This is a genomic window from Salinicola sp. RZ23 (assembly GCF_003206675.1).
Classification (GTDB): Bacteria; Pseudomonadota; Gammaproteobacteria; order Pseudomonadales; family Halomonadaceae; genus Salinicola; species Salinicola endophyticus.
In genome coordinates this window covers 132015-153586 of sequence record NZ_PZJK01000017.1, presented here as the reverse complement: position 1 = coordinate 153586, position 21572 = coordinate 132015, and the positions used below count along the sequence as shown (strand labels likewise).

Genomic DNA, 21572 nt, shown 5'->3' with positions numbered 1-21572 from the left:
AACACCAGCGTTCATATGGATAGTCGATTTTATTGGTTAACGTCGACGCCGCCATGGTCCAACATCTGGGATGTGATCATGAGGGCCGTCTCCAATGTGTCAGATATTCGGTGTCAACAGTCTCCGCCCCATCGCGCCCAACTATCTGCTGCGGGGATTTTTCTGCCGCGGTGGCGGCACCAGCGACCACAAGGACGGCTGGGGCATTGCCTACCGCGCCGAGAATGGCCAGCCGCATCTCAAGGTGTACACCTCGAGCGCCTTTCGCTGCCAGCACGCCCATATGCTGGCCGGCGGCAGCACACGCTCGCGGAACCTCATGGCACATATCCGCAAGGCGACGATCGGCGCGGTGGAGGATGCCAATAGCCACCCCTTCACCCGCACGCTGTGGGGGCGGCATGTCTTCTTTGCCCACAACGGTGACCTGAAGGCGTTCGCCCCGGCGATCGCGCCACGCTTTCGTACCTTCGGCACGACCGACAGTGAAATGGCGTTCGCGTCGATACTCACGCGACTCGTCGAGCGCTTCGGCGACGCCTTTCCGCCGCTTCCGGCCCTGTACGATGCACTTCAGGACATCGCAGCCGATATCGCCCGTCACGGCACCTTCAATTTCATCCTGACCGTCGACGACCTGATGTTCGCCCACGCCACCACCGATCTGCACTGGACGGCGCACGAACCGGGCACCCCGCGGGTCCGCCTGATCGACTGCGACGAACAGGTGGACACCGGGAGCCTGCACTGCGCCGACGAACGCTTCGTCATCGTCGCCACCCACCCCGTCACCGAAGGACATCGGTGGCAGCGCTTCGGCAAGGGTGAACTGGCGCTGTTCCACGCCGGTCGCCGCCTCGGCACCCACAGCCTCGACAGCGACGAAGACACCCTCGGAGAGGGGCAAGCGGGCTGGCCCGACGACAGACAGCAGGCCATGGCAGCCAGCGCCTGACAGGGCATAAGACCGCGCTTCATCGACCACCGGTCTTCGCCCAAGTATCCCTGTCACCGCCCCCAAAACGCCCCGGCCGTGGACGCCAGAGGCAGCGCCCCCGGCCGGGCCCGATTCGGGATGCCACCGGATTGCCTGGCATCGTGACGCCCTGGCTACGCCCTGGCGCCGTGACGCTCTGGCTCTCTGGCGTTGCCGATCTGCCAGACACCGGTGGGCGGCACGCCATTGACCCGCCAGTTGCCCACATCGCGCGCCTTGTAAATGACCGGATTGTGAGAAGCCAGCGTGCGTGCGTTACGCCAGTGGCGATCGAGCGCCTTGGACAGCCGCGTATCCGACGCGCCCAGCGCATTGAACAGCAAGGTGGCCGCCCGCGGCACAAGCTCGCTGGCCATGACCTGTGCCTGCCCGGCCTCGGCCTCCGCGAGGACATTACACTCGGTCAACAGGGTCTCGTCGTCACTGGTGTGGGCCTCATAGGCCTCCTGCAGGGAGTGGGTCGCCCGCAGCAGCGTGGCCTCCACGGCAAAGGCCAGGCTGCTGATCTCGCCGACCACCTGCAGTACCTGCGCATCCTGACGCGACACCGAGGCATTGCCGTGGCTGTACATGCGCGAGCGTGCCCTCACGCCCTGGGTCGCATCCCGCGCGACCGCACGGCCAATGCCCACCAGGGAGGCCAGCAGTACATGCTGATAAAACGCGGTCTGATAGCGGAAACGGTCGGCGAAGTCGAACAGATGCGCCTGCTCGACAAAGGCCTCGTTGAAGCGCGTGGTACCGCTGCCGGTCAGACGCTGGCCAAAACCATCCCAGTCATCTTCGCGCTGTACCGAGGGCTGGTGGGTGCTGACCAGCGCAATGACATCACCCTGGGTGTCATTGCGGCGGGCGAAGACATCGATCCAGTCGGCAAACAGCGTGCCGGTGCTGTAGAACTTCTCTCCGCTCAACGACCAGCCCCTCTCCAAGGGGGTTACCCGGGTGTTCACATCACCGAGCGCCACCGACCCGATTTCCGTCCAGCCATTGCCCACCAGGTCGCCTTCGACAAAGCGTCCAAACCAGCGGTCGCGCTCGGCACTATCGGGCTGGTTGAGACGATCCTCCACGAAGGCAAAATGCCCCCGTAACGCCTGTGGCAGATTGGCGTCAGCCTCTGCCAGTTCGCTGAGCAATCCGAACAGCTGCGGCAACGACACGCCCCAGCCGCCCTTGTCACGGGGAATTCGTAGCGCGCCAAATCCGGCTTCCTTCAACCATGTGATGGGCTCATGCGGCAGCGCTCGATCCCGTTCCCGCGCCACAGCGCCGGCCGCGATACGGTCGAAGATCGGTCGAAAAGTGGCAATCAGTGTCTGTTGGCTGGCGCCCGTTGATAGTTGACTCATATCCGTGTCCTTACATGGCGTTGTCGTCGAGGTCCTGGCGTATCGGTCCCTTTCATATCGCCCGCAGAAAGTCGATGGGGAACGGACACCGCCTCGAAGGGTATTTCGCTCATGTCACGCCCCACCGGTTATCGGGTGAGAACGGTTATATGACGTCAGCACACAGCCAACAAACAACAATCATCGATATTGATTTCTAGAAATCAGGACATCAAAAATCCACGCCCAAAAAGTCGGAACAGATACGCCGTTGCTGAAAGAGCCAGAGGTCTGACCGGCGTGTCGAAAGGTGCGCCGGGGTTGGTACGTAATGTCGGCGAGCGCAGGCAGTTTTCGTACACGCTCCAGGGCCAGCCTCAAGACGCCATGGCCTCCGCGATATTCACCGCCCAGCGGACCCGCGGGCGACCGACGGCAAGCCTCGAATATACTCTGAAGGCATATACCAAAAACACATATAGGAATTACCCTTCATTCGATATAGGTATGAGTAATCGCTATTTTTCGCGCCCCCGAAAGGAATTTATATTCCTCGACATACAAATCCAGCCGAGTCCGTGATGAATCTGCAACAGTTACGCATCGTGCGCGAGACCGTGCGCCAGCGCTTCAACCTGACCGAAGCCTCAAACGCGCTATTCACCTCCCAGTCCGGCGCCAGCAAGCACATCCGCGATCTCGAGGATGAGCTCGGTGTGGAACTTTTCGAGCGACGCGGCAAGCGCATTCTGGGCCTGACCACCGCTGGCGGCACCCTGCTCGACATCATCGAGCGTATTCTGCTCGATGCCGAGAACTTGAAACGCTCGGCACAGCAGCTGGCCAATCAGGATCAGGGGCGGCTGGCCATCGCCACGACGCACACCCAGGCCCGCTACGCGCTCCCGCCGGTGGTCGCCAGCTTCAAGGAGCGCTTCCCCAAGGTGAGTCTGGAGCTCCACCAGTGCAGCCCGTCGGAGATCGTCTCGCTGCTCAAGAGTGGTAGCGTGGATATCGGTATCGCCACCGAGGGCGTCAACGATGAGGGCTCCTCGTTCGTACGCTTCCCCTTCCATCACTGGCATCACAGCATCGTCATTCCAGAAGGGCATCCGCTGGCGCAGGTGGACGATCTGCGGCTCGAGGATATCGCCGACTACCCCATCGTCACCTACCACGAAGGCTTCACCGGCCGGACGCGTATCGATCAGGCGTTCCAGGCCGCTGGCCTGGTACCCAACGTGGTGCTGACGGCACTCGACGCCGATGTGATCAAGACCTATGTCGAACTCGGCCTGGGCATCGGCGTGATCGCTTCACTGGCTTACAACGCCGAGCGCGATCGCGGCCTGACCCTGCTGCCGGGAGACACGCTGTTCCCGCGCAACACCACCTATCTGGCGCTGCGCCGGGGCCACTTCCTGCACGCCTTCGTCTATGAATTTCTGCACCTCTGCAGTGACGCGCTGGATGAAGCCACCATTCAGCGGGCCTTGGGGGCGCGCTGATGGTGAATCGGCAGAAGTGATAAACGCAGAAGTGATAGATGCAGAAGTGATAGACGCAGAAGTGATAGACAACGTCGCTTTTATCACTTCTGCCGATGTCGGTACCTGCTATCGAGCGCTCTCGATCTCTCCGCCGTGGACGCGCTTTCTGATCCTTCAGAAGACGACGAGCCAGAATGCCCTCGCGCGCCCTTACGACACCGGTATCGGCGAGACAGCCTGCATCGATATTCAATACCTGCACTGGTGTCATCAAGCGTGCGAGGCGAGGCTCATAAACGCGACTCCAGCGACCTGAAACCTATTGTCAAGACGCTTGACACCCTCTTTTCGCTTGTGCTTTTACCGCCCTTTTTCCCTGCAGATTCGACGCTCATACGGGCCACTCTCAAGACATCTTTATCGCGATAACCTCTGCAGAACTTCTCACTTATCGGGCCAAAGTTGCCTTGCTAGGCTCGACGTCACTGCGAACAACTCTTCGGAGGGACATTCATGCCTATCGTCACACTTGCCGGCAGCCCGAGCGCCACCTCTCGCTCTCGCTGCATGCTCAATTACGTCAAGCAACGAATCGGCGCGACCCACGGGCAACTCTCGTCCTTCGCGCTGGACGACTTCGATCCCGCCGCGCTCGTGCAGGGGCGCTGGGACGATCCCGGCGTGGTGGCGCTGCGTGACGCGGTGGCGGCTGCCGACGCCGTGGTCATTGCCACCCCGGTCTATCAAGCCTCCTTCAGCGGCGGGCTCAAGCTGATGCTCGATCTGCTGCCTCAGCATGCGCTGACCCACAAGACGGTGCTGGCGCTTGCCACCGGCGGCAGCGACCACCACCTGCTGATGCTCGACTACGCGCTCAAGCCGGTGCTGTCGTCGCTGGGTGCCCGCCATCAGCTCGCCGGTGTCTACGCCTCACCGCTGCATATCGAGAAGACAGCGGACGGTCGCTACCGACTCGGCGAGAGCGTGCGAGAACGCCTGGACGAGGTCATCGATGAACTCATCGAATCGCTCGCGCCCGTGGCCAAGTCCCGTACCAGAGACCTAGCCCGGCTCGCCCTGGCCTAGCGCTCAGGGAGAGGCTCGAAGCGATGCAGCAGACCAGGCTCCTCGCCTGTCGCAGCGCCCCCGACACGCCGCCGACAGCGGCCTATGGATCCCACCGGAGACAAGACGATGAGCGACACCCCCTCCAGCGCGAAAAAACGCATCATCCTGAACGCCTTCGACATGAGCTGTGTCGGCCATCAGGCCGCCGGTACCTGGCGTCACCCTGCTAGCCAGGCTGCCCGGTACAACGACCTGGAGTACTGGACGAATCTGGCCGTGGAACTGGAGCGTGGCTGCTTCGACACCCTGTTCATTGCCGATGTGGTCGGGGTCTATGATGTCTATCGCGGCTCGGCGGAAGCCGCCCTGCAGGACGCCGCACAGGTGCCGGTCAACGACCCGTTCGGGGCCATCTCGGCCATGGCGGCGGTGACCAGCCATCTCGGCTTCGGCATCACCGCCGCCGTGACGTTCGAGCACCCCTTTCTGCTGGCCCGCCGGCTGTCGACGCTGGACCATCTGACCCAAGGCCGTGTCGCCTGGAACGTGGTGTCGAGCTACCTGGATAGCGCCGCACGCAATATCGGCCTCGACCGTCAGATTGCCCACGACGATCGCTACGCTCTTGCCGAAGAGTACATGGAGGTCACCTACAAGCTCTGGGAGGGCAGTTGGGAGGAGGGAGCGGTGCTGCGCGACCGTACTCAGGGTGTCTTTACCGATGCTGGCAAGGTGCACCCGATCCAGCACGAAGGTCAGTACTTCCGCGTGCCGGGGTTTCATCTGTGCGAACCCTCGCCGCAGCGCACGCCGGTCATCTTCCAGGCGGGCGCTAGTGCAAGAGGTCGCCAGTTCGCGACCCGTCACGCTGAAGCCATGTTCATTCTCGCCACCAGCGTCGAGACCGCCGGGGCGCTGACGGACAAGATCCGCAGCGAAGTGGCGGCCAACGGTCGCGAACCTGACAGTGTGAAGATCTTTGCGCTGTTGACCATCATCACCGGCCCCACGGATGAGGCCGCCCAGCAAAAGTACGCAGAGTATCTCAGCTACGCCAGCGCCGAGGGGACGCTGGCGCTCTACGGCGGCTGGACCGGGCTCGACTTCTCCTCGCTGGACCCGGATACGCCATTGACCGCGGTAGCAAACGACAGCCTGCGCACGACGCTGGAATCCCTCGCCGCCGACGGCGATACCTGGACCGTGCGAGACGTGATTCAAAAACGCGCGATCGGCGGACTGGGCCCCGTGCTGGTGGGCGGCCCCGAGACCACTGCGGATCAACTCGAACGCTGGGTCGATGAAGGCGGCGTGGATGGCTTCAATCTGGCCTACGCCGTCACGCCAGCATCGACCACCGATTTCATCGACTTCGTGGTGCCCGAACTGCGCAAGCGCGGCCGGGTGCAGCGCGAGTACGCTCCTGGGACACTGCGCGAGAAACTGTTGGGGGATAGCGGTGGGCGAGTTCGCGAAAGCCACCCGGCCGCCCATTGGCGTCAGCACTACGTGGGGCGCGAAAGCGTCGCCGATGCCAGCCACTCCTCCCCCTTCGGATAGCGCGGATCACTTCTGTCAAACGCCCCAGACGAGTTCGGCAGCGTGGCGTCACGGCCGGCTAGCCGGCAGCATCACTTGGCGCCCATTTTTCGGAAAAGCCCGATAAAAAAACGATAATCTCTCTGGTTTATTGACTGGCCAATCTGGGAATTATTCATACCCATTTCTCAATTTCTTATTTATTCGACACCGCTCACCCCTGTTAATTTCTTCCCCATACTCCACCGGCTGTTGGCCCGAATCCGAGAGGTATGGCAGATGGCATCGAGACATCGCTGCACGCTGGAGACCCGGTGCCTGCCGCTCGAGTTCGGCCCTATCTCACCCGATGGCGGAGTGGTACCGCTTTCCCTTACCTCACCCCAGGCTCATGGAGAGACCCATATGACGACACTGCCCCCCAGCGATGCCACGCGCCTCAAGGTGCTGTGGTTTCTGCCCACTCACGGCGACGGCCACTATCTCGGCACCTCAGAGGGTGGACGCAACGTCGATATCCAGTACCTGCGCCAGATCGCCCAGTCCGTCGATCAGCTCGGCTACTACGGTGTACTGCTGCCCACCGGCCGCAGCTGCGAAGATGCCTGGGTGGTGGCTTCGGCGCTCGCCCCCCTGACCCAGCGGCTGCGCTTTCTGGTCGCGGTCCGGCCTGGGCTGCAGTCGCCCGCCGTCGCCGCACGCATGACCGCGACCCTGGACCGTATTTCCGGTGGCCGTCTGCTGATCAATGTGGTGACCGGTGGCGATCCGGTCGAGAACCGTGGTGATGGCCTCTTCCTTGACCACGGCGAGCGTTACGAGGTGACCCGTGAGTTTCTCGATGTCTACCGGCGCTTGCTGGCCGGCGAGACCGTCGACCACGACGGCAAACATCTGCACCTCGAGGCCGGCAAGCTGATCTTCCCGCCGGTGACGCCCCATGGCCCGCCGCTCTACTTCGGCGGTTCGTCCCAGCCGGCGATCGACGTCGCCGCCAGAACCGTCGACAAGTATCTGACCTGGGGCGAGCCACCAGCCCAGGTGGCGGAGAAGATCGCCAGCGTGCGCGCGGCGGCGGCCCAGGTCGGCCGTGAGGTGACTTTCGGCATTCGTCTGCACGTCATCGTCAGAGAGACCGATGAAGAGGCATGGCGCGCCGCCGACAAGCTGATCTCCCACCTCGACGATGACACCATCGCCGCCGCCCAGAAGGTGTTCTCGCGCATGGATTCGGTGGGCCAGTCGCGCATGTCGCAGTTGCACGGTGGCGATCGCAGCCAGCTCGAGATCAGCCCCAATCTGTGGGCCGGTGTCGGCCTGGTACGCGGTGGCGCCGGTACCGCTCTGGTCGGTAGCCCGGAGACGGTGGCGGCACGCATGCGTGAATACCAGGCGCTGGGTATCGACACCTTCATTCTCTCCGGCTACCCGCATCTGGAAGAAGCCTGGCGCTTCGGAGAATCCGTGCTGCCGTTGCTGCCGCTGGAGAACCACACCGACAGGCCCGCCGCGGCAGTCAACATGGGCCCCTTCGGCGAGACCATCGCCAATACCGAACGGCCAGCCCCCACGGCAGCACGTCGCGCCTGAGCGTCGTGCTGATCGCTGCTCCGGCAGCCGCCTTCGCCGGCCTGGCAGCGGCCGACACCCGCCACGCTATCTGACTGATTCCCGGCACCATCGTCGTCAGCAAAGGCCAGTGGGCGCGCTTTGTCGAAAGCATCGGCGCGGGCCGATGAGGGCGGGCGCCCCACGCGATCGGTCGGCGCCGGCGCAACCACGGATGGCAGACACAAGAGGTCGCCACACAGAGAAACGGCCCCGGGAGGGGCCGCTATCGCGCGACAGAAGAGTCGGCGGATGAGGGGTCGGCGAGAGAGGACTCGACGAACCCGCTCAACGCTTGGCGTGCAGCCGCTCGGCGTGGTAGCGCAGGTGATCGTCGATGAAGCTGGCGATGAAGAAGTAGCTGTGGTCGTAGCCGGGATGGCGACGCAGGGTCAGCGGGTGGTCGTGCGCTTCGCATACCGCTTCCAGGCGCTCCGGCTTGAGCTGCTCGTCGAGGAAGTTGTCGGCTTCGCCCTGGTCGATGAACAGCGGCTGGCGCGACGACCCCTTGGCCACCAGTTCACAGGCATCGTACTGGGTGCGCAGGCCGACGTCCTCGCCGAGATAGTGCTCGAACGCCTTCTGGCCCCAGGGCACCTGACTCGGGTTGACGATCGGTGCGAACGCCGACACCGCGGCGTAGCGCCCCGGCTGGCGCAGTGCCAGCACCAGCGCCCCGTGCCCGCCCATGGAGTGGCCACTGATCGACTCACGGCCATTGACCGGGAAGTGCAGCCGTACCACCGACGGCAACTCCTCGGTGACGTAGTCGTACATGCGGTAGTGGCGCGACCACGGCTCACGCTTGGCGTTGAGATAGAACCCGGCACCGGAACCGAAGTCGTAGCTGTCGTGCTCGCCGGGCAGATCGAGCCCACGCGGGCTGGTGTCCGGACAGACGATGGCCATGCCGAGTTCGGCGGCGAGGCGCTGGGCGCCGGCCTTCTGCATGAAGTTCTCATCGTTACAGGTGAGCCCGGAGAGCCACCACATCAGCGGCACCCTGCCCTCCTCGGCCTGCGGCGGGAGATAGATCGCGAAGATCATGTCGCAATCCAGCGCCCGCGAGTAGTGCTTGTAGCGCTTGACCCAGCCACCGAAGCTCTTGGTGGCGGAGACCAGCTCCAACTGCTCGCTCATCGACATGGTTTTCTCCTTGCAACACCGGCGGTATCACCGCCGGTGGGTTGGGCACGTCTCAAATGTGCTTCACGCGAGTCCGGACGCGCTTAGCGCGGTTTCAGGCGCGTATCGAACGCCTTTCGCGCGGCTTCGGGCGCGTATCCCCCGGGCAGTCCCGGACGCGTTTCGCGCGGCTTCGGGCGCGTATCACCCGAGCAGTCCCGGGCGCGTATCAAACGCGTTTCGCGCGGCTTCGGGCGCGTATCAATAGTGCAGCACGGTGCGGATGCTCTCGCCCGCGTGCAGCAGCTCGAACGCCTCGTTGATCTTATCGAAGGCCATGTTGTGGGTGACGAACTCGTCGATCTTGATCTCGCCATCCATGTAGCGCTGGACATAGCCCGGCAGCTCGCTGCGGCCCTTGACGCCGCCGAAGGCGGAGCCCTTCCAGACCCGACCGGTCACCAGCTGGAACGGACGCGTCGAGATCTCCTCGCCGGCACCGGCGACGCCGATGATGATCGACTCGCCCCAGCCCTTGTGGCAGCACTCCAGCGCCGAGCGCATCACGTTGACGTTGCCGATGCACTCGAAGGAGTAGTCGACGCCACCGTCGGTCAGATCGACGATCACCTGCTGGATCGGATCGCTGTAATCCTTCGGGTTGACGAACTCGGTGGCGCCGAACTGGCGTGCCAGCTCGAACTTGTCCGGGTTGACGTCGATGGCGATGATGCGCGACGCCTTGGCCATCTGCGCCCCCTGGATCACCGCCAGGCCGATCGCCCCCAGACCGAATACCGCCACCGTGGCGCCCGGCTCCACCTTGGCGGTATTGAGCACCGCGCCGATACCGGTGGTGACACCGCAGCCGAGCAGACAGATCTTGTCCAGCGGGGCCTCCTTGGAGACCTTGGCCAGCGATACCTCGGGCAGCACGGTGTATTCGGAGAAGGTCGAGCAGCCCATGTAGTGGTGGATCGGCTTGCCATCCAGCGAGAAGCGCGAGGTGCCGTCGGGCATCAGGCCTTTGCCCTGGGTGGCACGTACCGAGCTGCACAGGTTGGTCTTGCCCGAGAGGCAGAACTTGCACTTGCCGCACTCGGCGGTATAGAGCGGGATGACGTGATCCCCCGGCACCAGCCCGGTCACGCCCTCGCCCACCTCTTCGACGATACCGGCGCCCTCATGCCCCAGCACCGAGGGGAACAGCCCTTCCGGATCCTTGCCCGACAACGTGTAGGCGTCGGTGTGGCAGACACTGGTGGCGACCATGCGCACCAGAACTTCACCCGCCTTGGGGCCCTGGACGTCGATCTCTTCGAGGGAGAGGGGTTTGCCCGCTTCCCAGGCTACGGCAGCACGCGATTTCATCTTCTGGTCTCCTTTTAGGATGTCGATTCGCTCACCTCACCGGGGCGAGGTCTGGCGATCGTCTTTGATGTGAACCCAGCATTTCTGCTTTGAACCCAGTCTAGGCGCTCGCTGGCTGGCAATAAACCGGAACAAAGACACATAATCATTGCTGCACAGCAACAATCGAGGAGACGTCATGTCGCGCTGGGAAGGAATCGAGGCGTTCGTGGCCGTGGTCAGACTGGGCACCTTCACCCGTGCCGCGGAGTCGCTGAAGGTCTCCAGTTCGCATGTCAGCCGGCTGGTCAGCCAGCTGGAGCAGAGTCTCGGCGCGCCGCTGCTCTACCGCACCACGCGGCAGATCCGCCTGACCGACGGCGGCGCGGTCTACTACGAGCACTGTCGTTCCCTGCTCGATGGCTTCCGCGAAGCCGAGGATGCGCTCAACGCGCTGCAGCCGCTGCCCCAGGGGCGCCTGGCGATCAGTTGCGCCACCACCTTCGGCGAGCGCTACATCGCGCCGCTGGTCAACGAGTTCCACTGCCGCCACCCCCAGCTCGACGTCCAGCTCCACTTCACCAACCGTGCCGTGGCGCTGATCGACGAGGGCTTCGACATCGCCATTCGCATGGGGGTACTCAAGGACTCCAGCCTGCTGGCGCGGCGCCTGTGCGAACGCCGCGAGTACGTGGTCGGCTCGCCGGCCTACTTCCAGCGCATCTCGCCCCCGCACAGCCTGTCGGAGCTGGGCCACCACAACTGCCTGAGCGGCTCCCGCGATAGCTGGCTGTTCCAGGTCGACGGCCAGCAGCGCGAGATCCGCGTCTCCGGCAACTGGCGCGGCAACTCGGGGCCGGCGCTGCTGGACGCGGCACGCCGCGGCATCGGCCTGGCTCAGCTGCCGGACTACTACGTCGAGCAGGCGCTGGGGCGCGGCGAGCTGATTTCGGTCCTCGACCGCTACCAGTTCACTGACACCGCGGTGTGGGCGGTCTACCCACGCCATCGCCAGCTGTCGTCGAAAATCCGTCTGCTGGTCGACTTCCTGGTCGCGCGGCTACCGGCGACCATCGCCGGCTGGGCGGCCGGCAGCCGCATCGAGCGGGACGAGACGCCAGTGACAGCGAGGTGATGGCCGTAGCCCGCCGCCTGCACGGCGGGTGACGGCTCACGGCCGAGCTCAATGGGTGAAGAAGTGATCGATGCCGTCGTTGAGATAGGCGTCGCCGAACTCCGCCTCGCGCGCCAGCGCGGCTGGGTCGGGCAGTTCGATGCGCTGACGCGAGCGCAGTACCAGCCCCTCCTCGCGGAAGGTGGTCAGGGTGCGGCTGACATGAACCGACGAGAGCCCCAGGGCATCGCCGAGATGCTGCTGCGATAGCGGCAGGCGGATACTGTTACCGTCCCGCGCCTTGGTGCGCTCCAGGCGCACGAACATCTCATAGATCAGATGCGCCAGGCGCTGGCGCGCACTGCGCCGGGCCAGGTTGACCAGCCGCTCGGTGAGCAGCGCCTGCTGATGCGAGGAGATGGCGAAGAAGATCGCCGAGAGAGTGAGGGATTCACGGAAAACGTTGATCAGGCGGCGATGCGGAAAGTGACAGATGACGCCATCCTCGAGCATGGCCACGCCGGTGAGGCGATCCTTGAAGGCGAATTCGCGCAGGCCGATGATGTCGCCGGGCAGGTAGATCTCGAGAATCTGACGCGAACCATCCTCCATGTGACGGAAGGAGTAGGCCCAGCCGCGGCTGAGCGTGCAGAACTCGCGGGCGCTGTCGCCCTCCTGCCACAGGATCTGGTCGCCCTTGACCTCGCTCGGGCTCTTCTCCAGATCCGCCAGCAGCGCCTCGTCGTTCTTGGAAATTTCACCGTAGTGCTTGAAGTGACGAATGATGCAGCTGTCTTTGCTCATTTCCCTTGGCCTTGTGATCTAACCCGCAACGTGGTGCACGCCTTGTCTATCGAGACGACAGAGTCTAACGAGACGACAGAGCGCCATCATCACGGATCACGCGACGCGCACCAGACTGCCCCGAGAAGCCTCATGCACGGCCCGTGGCCGCACCGATGCCCTCGCTGCAGGGACTCCTGGATTCAGGGATTTGATAGTGGCACAGCTCTAGCTCAATGTCCTTATCACCGTTGATATCGGGATCTTTCACGCAGCACGGGGCACCGCCGCTGACGCCCCGGACGCGGCGTCGACTCCAGCGCTCAGCACTCGATGGTATTGACCGCCAGTCCGCCGCGCGAGGTCTCCTTGTACTTGTCCTGCATGTCGCGCCCGGTGTCGCGCATGGTGCGGATCACCTTGTCCAGCGAGACGAAGTGCTCGCCGTCGCCGCGCAGCGCCATCTGGGCGGCGTTGATCGCCTTGACCGAGGCGATCGCATTGCGCTCGATGCAGGGCACCTGGACCAGCCCGGCGATCGGATCGCAGGTCAGCCCCAGGTTGTGCTCGAGGCCGATCTCGGCGGCGTTCTCGACCTGCGCCGGGCTACCGCCGAGCAGCTCGGCCAGCCCCGCCGCGGCCATGGCGCAGGCCGACCCCACCTCCCCCTGACAGCCGACCTCCGCCCCGGAGATCGAAGCGTTGGTCTTGCACAGGATGCCGATCGCGGCGGCCGCCAGCAGAAAGCGCACCACATCCTTTTCGCACGCCCCGGGCTGGAACTTCATGTAGTAGTGCAGTACCGCCGGGACGATCCCCGCGGCGCCATTGGTGGGGGCCGTGACCATGCGCCGCCCGGCGGCGTTCTCCTCGTTGACCGCCAGCGCGAAGAGGTTGACCCAATCCATCGCCGAGAAGGTGCTGGCGATCAGCCCCTTGTCGTCGTCGAGGGCCATCAGGCGCCGATGCAGATTGGGCGCGCGCCGACGCACGTTGAGCCCCCCCGGCAGCACGCCCTGCTGATCCAGGCCGCTGTCGACGCACGCCTTCATCGCTTCCCAGATGCGCCACAGGCCGGCACGGGTCTCGGCCTCGCTACGCCAGGCGCTCTCGTTGGCGAGCATCACGTCGCTGATCGAGAGCTCCTCGCGGCGGCAGATCTCTAGCAGCTCCACGGCATTGCGGAACGGGAACGGTAGACGCACGCCGCGGGTGGCACTCTCGCCATGCTCGGCCTGCTCCTCGTCGACCACGAAGCCGCCGCCGACCGAGTAGTAGGTGTTGGCGTAGATCGTCGCGCCGCGGCGATCGCTGGCCACCAGGCGCAGCGCATTGGTGTGATACTCGAGGATCTCGTCGCACCACTCGACGTCGCGGGCGGGATCGAAGTCGATACTGTGCACACCGGCCAGCGACAGCTGATGGTCGCGCTCGACGGCAGCGAGCTTGAGCGCCAGCTCGTCGGGATCGACGCTCACCGGCTGCTCACCCATCAGCCCGCCGAGCACCGCGCTGTCGGTGTTGTGGCCCTTGCCGGTGGCACTGAGCGAGCCATAGAGGGTGACCTTCACCTGCTTGACCGGCTGCAGCAGCGCCTGCTCGCGCAGCGTGGTGACGAAGGTGTGCGCGGCCTGCATCGGCCCCACGGTGTGCGAGCTGGAGGGCCCGATACCGATCTTGAACAGGTCAAACACGCTGAAGGTCATGGTCGTCCCCCCTGGAGGTGTCGCACTGGAGTCAGAAAGCGTCGTCACGAGAACCGATGCTTGATGTAGTTTGACTTCAGTGTGCTCGCCGGTTACACCGGTCTCAATCGAATATATCTGCCCAGGGTTTTAGTCAGGCTAAATCATGGCCCAGTCTCTCAATGCTCAGACCCACGCCTGGCTGAAGGTCTTCGCCGTCAGCGCCAGGCATCTCTCCTTCACCCGGGCGGCGGAGGAGCTGCACGTGACCACCGGTGCGGTCAGCCAGCAGATCAAGCAGTTGGAGGAGCGCCTGGGGTTCCGGCTGTTTCGACGCCTGCCGCGGCAGCTGGCGCTCACCGAGGAGGGAGAGCGCCTGGCCGGTGTGGTATCGCAGGCCTACGATGCGGTGGGGCTGGAAATCGACCGCCTGCGCGGCGGGGTGATGAGCGGCGTACTGCGCCTACGCTGTCTGCCCTCGTTCCTGGCCAAGTGGCTGATGCCACGATTACCGCGGCTGCAGGCGCGGTTCCCCGACATCGAGCTGCACCTGAGCGCCGAGGACAGCAATCTGTCGCTGCTCGACGGCGGGTTCGACCTGGCGATCGATCTCAACGACGGCCACTATCCCGGACTGCAGACCTCGCCGCTGATCGACGAGCGCATCTTCGCAGTCTGCTCGCCGCAGCTGCTGCGCCGGCGCCCGCCACTGACCCATCCCGAGGCGCTGGGCTACTACCCGCTGCTGCACGATGTCACCGCCTGGCGCGGCAGCCACGACTACGCCGAGTGGGAGCACTACCTGGCGGCGATCGGCGGCGAGCACGTCAATGTTCGCCGCGGCTACACCTTCAACCGTAACCAGCTCACGGTGGAGGCGGCGATCTCCGGGATGGGCGTGGCGATCGCCCGGCGCACGCTGATCGGCGACGAGCTGGAGAGCGGCCGCCTGATCGCCCCCTTCGCCGGTTCGGTCACCACCGGCAAGCGCTACGGCCTGGTCTATCAACAGGGCGCCCTCGACGATCGCCGCGTTCGCGCGATCCACGACTGGCTGGTGGAGGAGGCCGAGCGCGGCCGCGATGCAGAGACCCCGACGACGCCTTAGGCTTTGCCCGGGAACTGCCGACGCTCGTCGACTTGTCGTACGAAGCCTGGCGCCCACCCCGCGACAGGGCTGAGGGGACCTAGAGAAGAGCGCTCCTACGCAAGACGCCCGCACGACACGCCTGATGAGGGCGCGACGTGCGGGCGTCGCCGGTATTCGGTTGGGCCGTGGCCCGTGTCTTGGCTCGGTTGTACCGTGGCTTCGTCGTACCGTGGCTTCGTCGTACCGTGACCTAGTTGTACGGTGATCAGTTGTCGACCACCTTGGGCGGGTCGATCTCGAGCTTCTGCGCCGCGATCACCGCCTGGGTGCGGGAGTGCACACCGAGCTTGCGCAGAATGGCGGTGACATGAGCCTTGATGGTGGCTTCGGAGACGTTCAGCTCGTAGGCGATCTGCTTGTTGAGCAACCCTTCGGTGAGCATATTGAGCACGCGGAACTGCTGCGGGGTGAGCGAGGCGATCGCCTCGGCGAAGCGGGCATCCTCCTCGTTGCCCTCGCCCATGGCGTCGGCCATCTCGGCGGGCAGCCACACTTCTCCCTTGAGCACTTCACCGATCGCCTCGGCGATGGCGTCGAGCGAGGCCGACTTGGGAATGAAACCCGAGGCGCCGTAGTCGATGGCGCGACGCACCACATCGAGCTCCTCGCTACCCGAGACCACGGTGACCGGGATATCCGGCATCTGTCCGCGCAACTGAATGAGCCCGGAAAAACCGTGCGCGCCCGGCATGTGCAGATCGAGCAGGATGAGGTCGGCATCCGGGTGACGCGTCACCACCTCGGTGGTCGCTTCCATGGTATCCGCCTCGACGATTTCCGCCTGCGGTGATACCTGGCGCAGCGCCTGATTGAGCGCCGCCCGGAAGAGTGGGTGGTCATCGGCAACGATGAATTTCTGGGCAAAAGCCATTGAATCTCCTCCGGGACTGTCGAAACGTCGAGCGAGTTCGGGGCGTAGTGGCTCGTCAACGGACAAAGTGGTTCAACTTTGGATTAATGGCATGTTACCCCATGCAATCGTCGATTCCCAAGCCTCAAATCGAGGCGAAAAAAAACCGTCACCTGACGTTGCCTCGGGGCGCTCCTCCAGGCTGAAACCCCGGCGTAAAAAAGCCGCTATCTCAGCGATAAAGAAGGGGCTTCTCCCGCACTAGCGACTTAACCCAGGATAACGCCGAGACTCCGTCTTTATTCGTGACGACCCTATTAAAAGCGTGGGTATCGACAGCACCACGAACCACTCATTCACTCATATAGATGAAAACCGGACTTCCCGAGGAAGTCCGGCATCCACACCTGATCAAGACTTAATATGGCGGTGCTCGATCAGATCCTCGACCACGCTGGGATCGGCCAGGGTCGAGGTATCGCCGAGACCATCGCACTCATTGGCCGCGATCTTGCGCAGGATACGGCGCATGATCTTGCCCGAACGCGTCTTGGGTAACCCCGGGGCCCACTGGATGACATCCGGGGTGGCGATCGGCCCGATATCCTTGCGCACCCACTGCTTGAGCGTCTGCTTGAGCTCATCGCTGGCGTCGACGTCGTCGTTGAGCGTGACGTAGACGTAGATCCCCTGCCCCTTGATGTCGTGGGGGTAGCCCACCACCGCGGCCTCGGCCACGTCCGGATGGGCCACCAGCGAAGACTCGATCTCCGCCGTGCCCATGCGGTGGCCGGAAACGTTGAGCACATCATCGATACGCCCGGTGATCCAGTAGTCGCCATCGGCATCGCGGCGGCAGCCATCGCCGGTGAAGTAGACGCCCTCGTAAGTGGAGAAATAGGTCTGCACGAAGCGCTCGTGATTGTTCCAGATCGAGCGCGCCTGACCCGGCCAGGAGTCCAGAATCACCAGGTTGCCGTCGGTCGCCCCTTCGAGGCGATGGCCGTCGTTGTCGAGCAGCGCCGGCTGCACGCCGAAGAACGGCTTGGTCGCGCAGCCCGGCTTGAGATCGGTGGCGCCCGGCAGCGGCGTGATCATGTGCCCGCCGGTCTCGGTCTGCCACCAGGTGTCGACGATCGGGCAGCGCGAGTTACCTATCACACGGTAGAACCAGTCCCACGCCTCGGGATTGATCGGCTCGCCGACGGTACCCAGCACGCGCAGCGTCTCGCGCCGGCTGTCGTCCATGATGCGCTCACCGTGGGCCATCAGCGAGCGGATCGCAGTGGGCGAGGTATAGAGGATCGAGACCTCGTGCTTATCGACGATCTGGCCGATCCGCCCATGGCTGGGATAGGTCGGCACGCCTTCGAACATCAGCGTGGCGGCACCGTTGGCCAGCGGCCCGTAGACGATATAGCTGTGGCCGGTGATCCAGCCCACATCTGCGGCGCACCAGTAGACTTCGCCATCGTGATAATCGAAGACGGCGCGGTGGGTCAGGGCGGCGTAGAGCAGATAACCGCCGGAGGTGTGCTTGAGCCCTTTCGGCGTGCCGGTGGAGCCGGAGGTGTAGAGGATGAACAGCGGGTCCTCGGCGTTCATGGTCTCCGCCGGGCACTCCTCTGACTGTTCATCGACTCGCTCGTGGAACCACTGGTCGCGACCTTCGTGCCAGGCGATCTCGCCGCCGGTACGCTTGACCACCAGTACATGCTCGACCACATCGGTGCCGTCACGGGTCAGCGCCGCGTCGACGTTGTCCTTCAATGGCACCTGCTTGCCACCGCGCACCGACTCGTCGGCGGTGATCACGAGGCGTGACTGGGAGTCGACGATACGCCCGGCCAGGGCATCCGGCGAGAAGCCGCCGAACACCACCGAGTGCACCGCGCCGATGCGCGCACAGGCGAGCATCGCCATCGCCGCCTCCGGCACCATCGGCATATAGAGGGTGACGGTGTCGCCCTTGCCCACGCCCATCGCTTTCAGCGCGTTGGCCAGCTGCGATACCCGTGCATGCAGCTGGCGATAGGTGATCACCTTGTGGTCGGCGGGGTCGTCGCCTTCCCAGATGATCGCGGTCTGATCGCCGCGCGTTTCCAGATGGCGGTCGAGACAGTTGTAGGCGACGTTGAGTTCGCCATCCTCGAACCAGCGAATATCGACGTTGTCCGAGGCGAAGGAGGTATTCTTGATGCGTGTCGGCTCGCGGCTCCAGGCCAGCGTCCGAGCCTGCTCACGCCAGAATCCCTCAGGGTCTTCGACCGACTGGCGATAGAGTGTTTCGTAGCGCTCGCGATCGATCCAGGCCTTGTCTGCCAACGCTTGGTCGACAGGATAGACCCGCTGCTGCTCGCTCATGGCGATCTCCCCATTTCCTCGGATTCAACGGTCGACGCGCCGACTTCCGGCGGCGCGCTCGGCCCTCGCTGTAACGGTGAAAGCTCAATCAGCTCAATGTGATAGCGGACCGGCGACGAAGACCGCCAGCATATAACGCTGGCGCTGGTCACCCCCTATTAGACCTTCGTCTGACCTCAATCTAGATCAGCGGGAAAGTCGGAGCCAGCGGCGGTCAGTCAATCTCCGGGGCCACTACTCGCCTGCGCCCCACCCAGCCCGACCGCGTCACCGGCGTCGTACCCAGCATAGTCCAGCTCACCACGGCAGCGCCGGCAACGATAACGGGTGCCGCGCTGGGCGCCGGCATGACGCCGCGCGCTGAAACGGTGGGGCTGCACGCAGTGGCAGCGATAGAGATAGGGCATGGGACTGGCCCGGGCCACGTCGAAACGGTGGGTGACGGTCGGCACCAGCCCGTAGAGACCGCGCATCACCCGCTGCCACTCGTGCCCATGAGGGCGGGCACGGCGCCCCTCGTCGAGATGGAACACCAGCCAGTGGGCCATCTCGTGGGGCACGATCTCCTCCATGAAGGCGACCCGGTTCTCGTCGAGCAGGGTGGCGTTGAAGCGCAGCCCACCGCGCTGATAGTGCGCCTGCCCGGCGCTGCGGCCGCGCAGATCGAACCAGATCCGCGGACGCGGCAAACCAGGGTGGACCTCCCGGGCCAGCTCCCAGGCGGCCTCGGCACGCGCGACCAGCGCCTGCTGCAGGGCGCCGCGGTCGAGCCGCGCCAGGGCGTGAGGGTCGGCGGGGGCGAGTGCGGGCGTACACGATGAGGGTGAGAGCGAAGTCATGAGGCGGTCGCGTGGCATGGCTGAGTTTCGATGACGGCGATCGCTAGGTTTTGTGCGAAAACTACCTGCGCTCGGCAATACGGCGTTAAAAATAGGCTCACTGAACAGCGTTCAGAACGTCCGAAGGACGGCCCGAAGGGCGAGCGGAGCGAGTAATATGCTCATTTACACCCCGTAAACTGGAACGCCAGCCCGGTCCTTTTTTCGGCCGATTTTTGCCTTGCCTTGTCTACGCTCGCTGACTTTTCGTGCAGAACCTAGGGTCGATCGCTGCGGGCAGGCGATGAGCGGGACGCCGATGGTAGAATGCCGCCAACGACGGGAAGCGTCCAGCGCACCCGCACCGCGATTCTTCACTTCAGTCCAGGAGCTCCCATGTCAGCCGACCACGATGACGCCATCGACAGCCATCCGCCGCTGGACGATACCGGCCTGGCAAGACTCGACGAGCTTCTCGCTCCCGAGCAACTGGGCGAGGAGGCCCCCGACGTGATCAGCGCTCACGGCTTCCTGGTGGCACTGGCCGTGGCACCGCAGTCGCCGCCCCAGACGCAGTGGCTGGCGGAGCTGTTCGAGACGGCACCGGCGTTCGCCGAGCTGGCAGCGCGCGACGAAGTGATCACGCTGATGGAGACCCTGACACGCCAGGCCGGCGACATTCTCGAACGCGGCGAGTGGCTGGAACTGCCGTTCGACACCGACCTCGACGACGACGGCGAGATGGCCGCCGCCATCGAGGACTGGTGCGCCGGCTTCATGCAGGCCGTGTTTCTCGATGAAACGACCTGGTTCGCCCAGGACGAATCCCACGTCGCCGCCCTGCTGCTGCCCTTCATGGCGCTGTCGGGACTGTTCGAGGAGGAGCCGGAGATGGCCGAGATGGTCGCCGACGAGGCGCAGTTCAGCGCCCTGGCCACGCAGCTGCCGGAGTTGACCCTCGACCTCTACCTGCATTTTCGCGTACCGCCGGAGGCACCCAAGCGCGGCCCGGGCAAGTCGGGCGGCAAGCACGAAGGCAAGTCCCGCGGCGGCGCGCGCAAGGGGAGCGCCCGGCAGCGTGGCGGCAAGCGCTGAGGCGCGCTTCCTTTACTTGAGCCGCGTCATCCAGGCGTTGACGGTGCCGAATGCCCATTCGCGCACCCGCTGCCACCAGGGGCGGCGGCGCCAGGAGGCGGCGTCGATCCGCTGGCTGGCGGCGAAGTTGCGCATGAACAGCTGGGCGACCTCGGCGGCGAAGGCGCTGTCCTCGATCTCCTGGTTGGCCTCGAGATTCCACTGCAGGCTCCAGTGGTCGAAGTTGCACGAGCCCAGCGAGACCCAGTCGTCGGCGACGCAGAACTTGGCGTGGATGAAGTTGGGCTGGAACTCGTAGATCTGCACCCCGGCCTTGAGCAGTCGCCCGTAGAAGCGCTGCCCGGCATAGCGGATGCCCGGATGGTCGTGATGCCCGCCGGCGAGCAGCAGACGCACGTCGATGCCACGTCGCGCGGCCTGGGCCAGCTGCCGGCGCAGGCTCAGGGTGGGTACGAAATAGGGTGTGCACAGCCACAACCGCTGGCGCGCGGTTGAGATACGCCCGTGGAGCGACAGGCGGATCGCCTGATAGCGGTGGCCACGCCCGGAGATCACCCGCCCGCGGGCGCCCTCCTCCGCGCTCGCCGGCGCCGGCGGCAACCGCGGCGAGAGCCGTGCCCGCGAGCGTCCGCCACGGGTCAGCGGCGAATCCCACACCTGCGCGAACAGCCGCATCCAGTCATGGACCACCGGCCCTTCGACCCGCACCGCCACCTCGTACCAGGCGTCGACGAATTCGTCGACGATGCCGAAGCCACCGGTGAAGGCCACCTCGCCGTCGACCACCACCAGCTTGCGGTGGTCGCGCATCAGGTTGCCCCCCAGACGGGTCACCGAGAGCGGGTTGAAGAAGCGCAGCTCGACCCCGGCGGCGCGCAGGCGCTGGCGGTCACGCCGCGCAAGCCCCATGCTGCCGACGCCATCGAGCATCATCCGCACCGCCACGCCGCGTGCCACCGCCGCCTCCAGCGTGTGCACGAAGCGCTCGGCCAGCGCCCCGGATTCCATCAGATAGAGTTCGATCCACAGCTGCTCTCGAGCGCCTTCGATCGCCGCCCGCATGGCTGGCCAGAAGCGCTTGCCCTCCGGGAGTAGCTCGAAGCGATTGCCGCCCTTCCATGTCGCGCGCATGGCATCTCCCGCCGGTTGCATCGGCCTCGATTGACGCACGTTTTGCCGCGCCAGAAAAGAGCACGCTATCCAAC

The 21572-nt window shown here is 64.7% G+C and carries 17 protein-coding genes; 8 read left to right on the top strand and 9 right to left on the bottom strand.

Features of this window, described 5'->3' with window-relative positions:
- Positions 1-94 precede the first annotated feature (94 nt).
- Positions 95-955, top strand: a complete 861-nt coding sequence (locus DOM67_RS17620) for a class II glutamine amidotransferase (protein ID WP_110678333.1) — start codon at positions 95-97, stop codon at positions 953-955.
- A gap of 155 nt (positions 956-1110) precedes the next feature.
- On the opposite strand, the gene DOM67_RS17615 is transcribed toward DOM67_RS17620, so the two are convergent.
- Entirely contained in the window at positions 1111-2349 is a 1239-nt protein-coding gene (locus DOM67_RS17615; protein WP_110678331.1) for a monooxygenase, read from the bottom strand.
- 560 nt (positions 2350-2909) lie between these two features.
- Here DOM67_RS17615 and DOM67_RS17610 point away from each other — a divergent pair.
- From DOM67_RS17610 to ssuD, 4 genes are all read left to right on the top strand, one after another.
- Complete coding sequence (locus tag DOM67_RS17610; RefSeq protein WP_110678329.1) at positions 2910-3836, top strand: CysB family HTH-type transcriptional regulator; 927 nt, start codon at positions 2910-2912, stop codon at positions 3834-3836.
- 495 nt (positions 3837-4331) lie between these two features.
- Positions 4332-4904, top strand: a complete 573-nt coding sequence (gene ssuE, locus DOM67_RS17605) for an NADPH-dependent FMN reductase (RefSeq protein WP_110678327.1) — start codon at positions 4332-4334, stop codon at positions 4902-4904.
- Positions 4905-5012: 108 nt separating this feature from the next.
- Positions 5013-6446: an LLM class flavin-dependent oxidoreductase gene (locus DOM67_RS17600; protein WP_110678325.1), complete on the top strand. Its 1434-nt coding sequence runs from the start codon at positions 5013-5015 to the stop codon at positions 6444-6446.
- A gap of 384 nt (positions 6447-6830) precedes the next feature.
- A complete protein-coding gene (gene ssuD, locus DOM67_RS17595; RefSeq protein ID WP_110678323.1) occupies positions 6831-8015 on the top strand; it encodes an FMNH2-dependent alkanesulfonate monooxygenase in 1185 nt (394 codons plus the stop codon).
- 306 nt (positions 8016-8321) lie between these two features.
- Here the strand turns inward: ssuD and fghA are convergent, their stop codons facing one another.
- Together fghA and DOM67_RS17585 are read right to left on the bottom strand one after the other, a co-directional pair.
- The gene (gene fghA / locus DOM67_RS17590; protein WP_110678320.1) at positions 8322-9179 is read right to left on the bottom strand and encodes an S-formylglutathione hydrolase; all 858 of its coding nucleotides are present in this window, start codon (positions 9177-9179) and stop codon (positions 8322-8324) included.
- 240 nt (positions 9180-9419) lie between these two features.
- Entirely contained in the window at positions 9420-10529 is a 1110-nt protein-coding gene (locus DOM67_RS17585; protein WP_110678317.1) for an S-(hydroxymethyl)glutathione dehydrogenase/class III alcohol dehydrogenase, read from the bottom strand.
- Positions 10530-10707: 178 nt separating this feature from the next.
- On the opposite strand from DOM67_RS17585, the gene DOM67_RS17580 reads away from it, so the two are divergent.
- Entirely contained in the window at positions 10708-11643 is a 936-nt protein-coding gene (locus DOM67_RS17580) for a LysR substrate-binding domain-containing protein (protein ID WP_110678315.1), read from the top strand.
- Positions 11644-11691: 48 nt separating this feature from the next.
- Here DOM67_RS17580 and DOM67_RS17575 read toward each other — a convergent pair whose 3' ends face one another.
- Both DOM67_RS17575 and DOM67_RS17570 read right to left on the bottom strand, forming a co-directional pair.
- Positions 11692-12426, bottom strand: coding sequence for a Crp/Fnr family transcriptional regulator (locus tag DOM67_RS17575; protein ID WP_110678313.1), 735 nt, complete (start codon positions 12424-12426; stop codon positions 11692-11694).
- 302 nt (positions 12427-12728) lie between these two features.
- On the bottom strand, positions 12729-14111 hold the full coding sequence (locus tag DOM67_RS17570; protein ID WP_110678310.1) for an L-serine ammonia-lyase: 1383 nt from the start codon (positions 14109-14111) through the stop codon (positions 12729-12731).
- Positions 14112-14256: 145 nt separating this feature from the next.
- Between DOM67_RS17570 and DOM67_RS17565 the strand changes: the two genes are divergently transcribed.
- A complete protein-coding gene (locus DOM67_RS17565) occupies positions 14257-15198 on the top strand; it encodes a LysR substrate-binding domain-containing protein (protein WP_110678308.1) in 942 nt (313 codons plus the stop codon).
- A gap of 247 nt (positions 15199-15445) precedes the next feature.
- Here the strand turns inward: DOM67_RS17565 and DOM67_RS17560 are convergent, their stop codons facing one another.
- From DOM67_RS17560 to DOM67_RS17550, 3 genes are all read right to left on the bottom strand, one after another.
- Positions 15446-16111: a response regulator transcription factor gene (locus DOM67_RS17560; protein ID WP_106418338.1), complete on the bottom strand. Its 666-nt coding sequence runs from the start codon at positions 16109-16111 to the stop codon at positions 15446-15448.
- A gap of 390 nt (positions 16112-16501) precedes the next feature.
- Positions 16502-18454, bottom strand: a complete 1953-nt coding sequence (gene acs, locus DOM67_RS17555) for an acetate--CoA ligase (protein ID WP_110678306.1) — start codon at positions 18452-18454, stop codon at positions 16502-16504.
- A gap of 218 nt (positions 18455-18672) precedes the next feature.
- Positions 18673-19293 (bottom strand): SprT-like domain-containing protein, encoded by a 621-nt coding sequence (locus tag DOM67_RS17550; protein ID WP_110678419.1) that lies wholly within the window; start codon positions 19291-19293, stop codon positions 18673-18675.
- A gap of 375 nt (positions 19294-19668) precedes the next feature.
- Here DOM67_RS17550 and DOM67_RS17545 point away from each other — a divergent pair, with 375 nt between their 5' ends.
- Positions 19669-20367, top strand: coding sequence for a YecA family protein (locus DOM67_RS17545; protein ID WP_110678304.1), 699 nt, complete (start codon positions 19669-19671; stop codon positions 20365-20367).
- A 12-nt stretch (positions 20368-20379) separates the two neighbouring features.
- Here the strand turns inward: DOM67_RS17545 and DOM67_RS17540 are convergent, their stop codons facing one another.
- Positions 20380-21498 carry a phosphatidylserine/phosphatidylglycerophosphate/cardiolipin synthase family protein gene (locus DOM67_RS17540; RefSeq protein ID WP_110678302.1) on the bottom strand — a complete coding sequence of 373 codons (1119 nt, stop codon included), beginning with the start codon at positions 21496-21498 and terminating at the stop codon, positions 20380-20382.
- Positions 21499-21572: the final 74 nt, after the last annotated feature.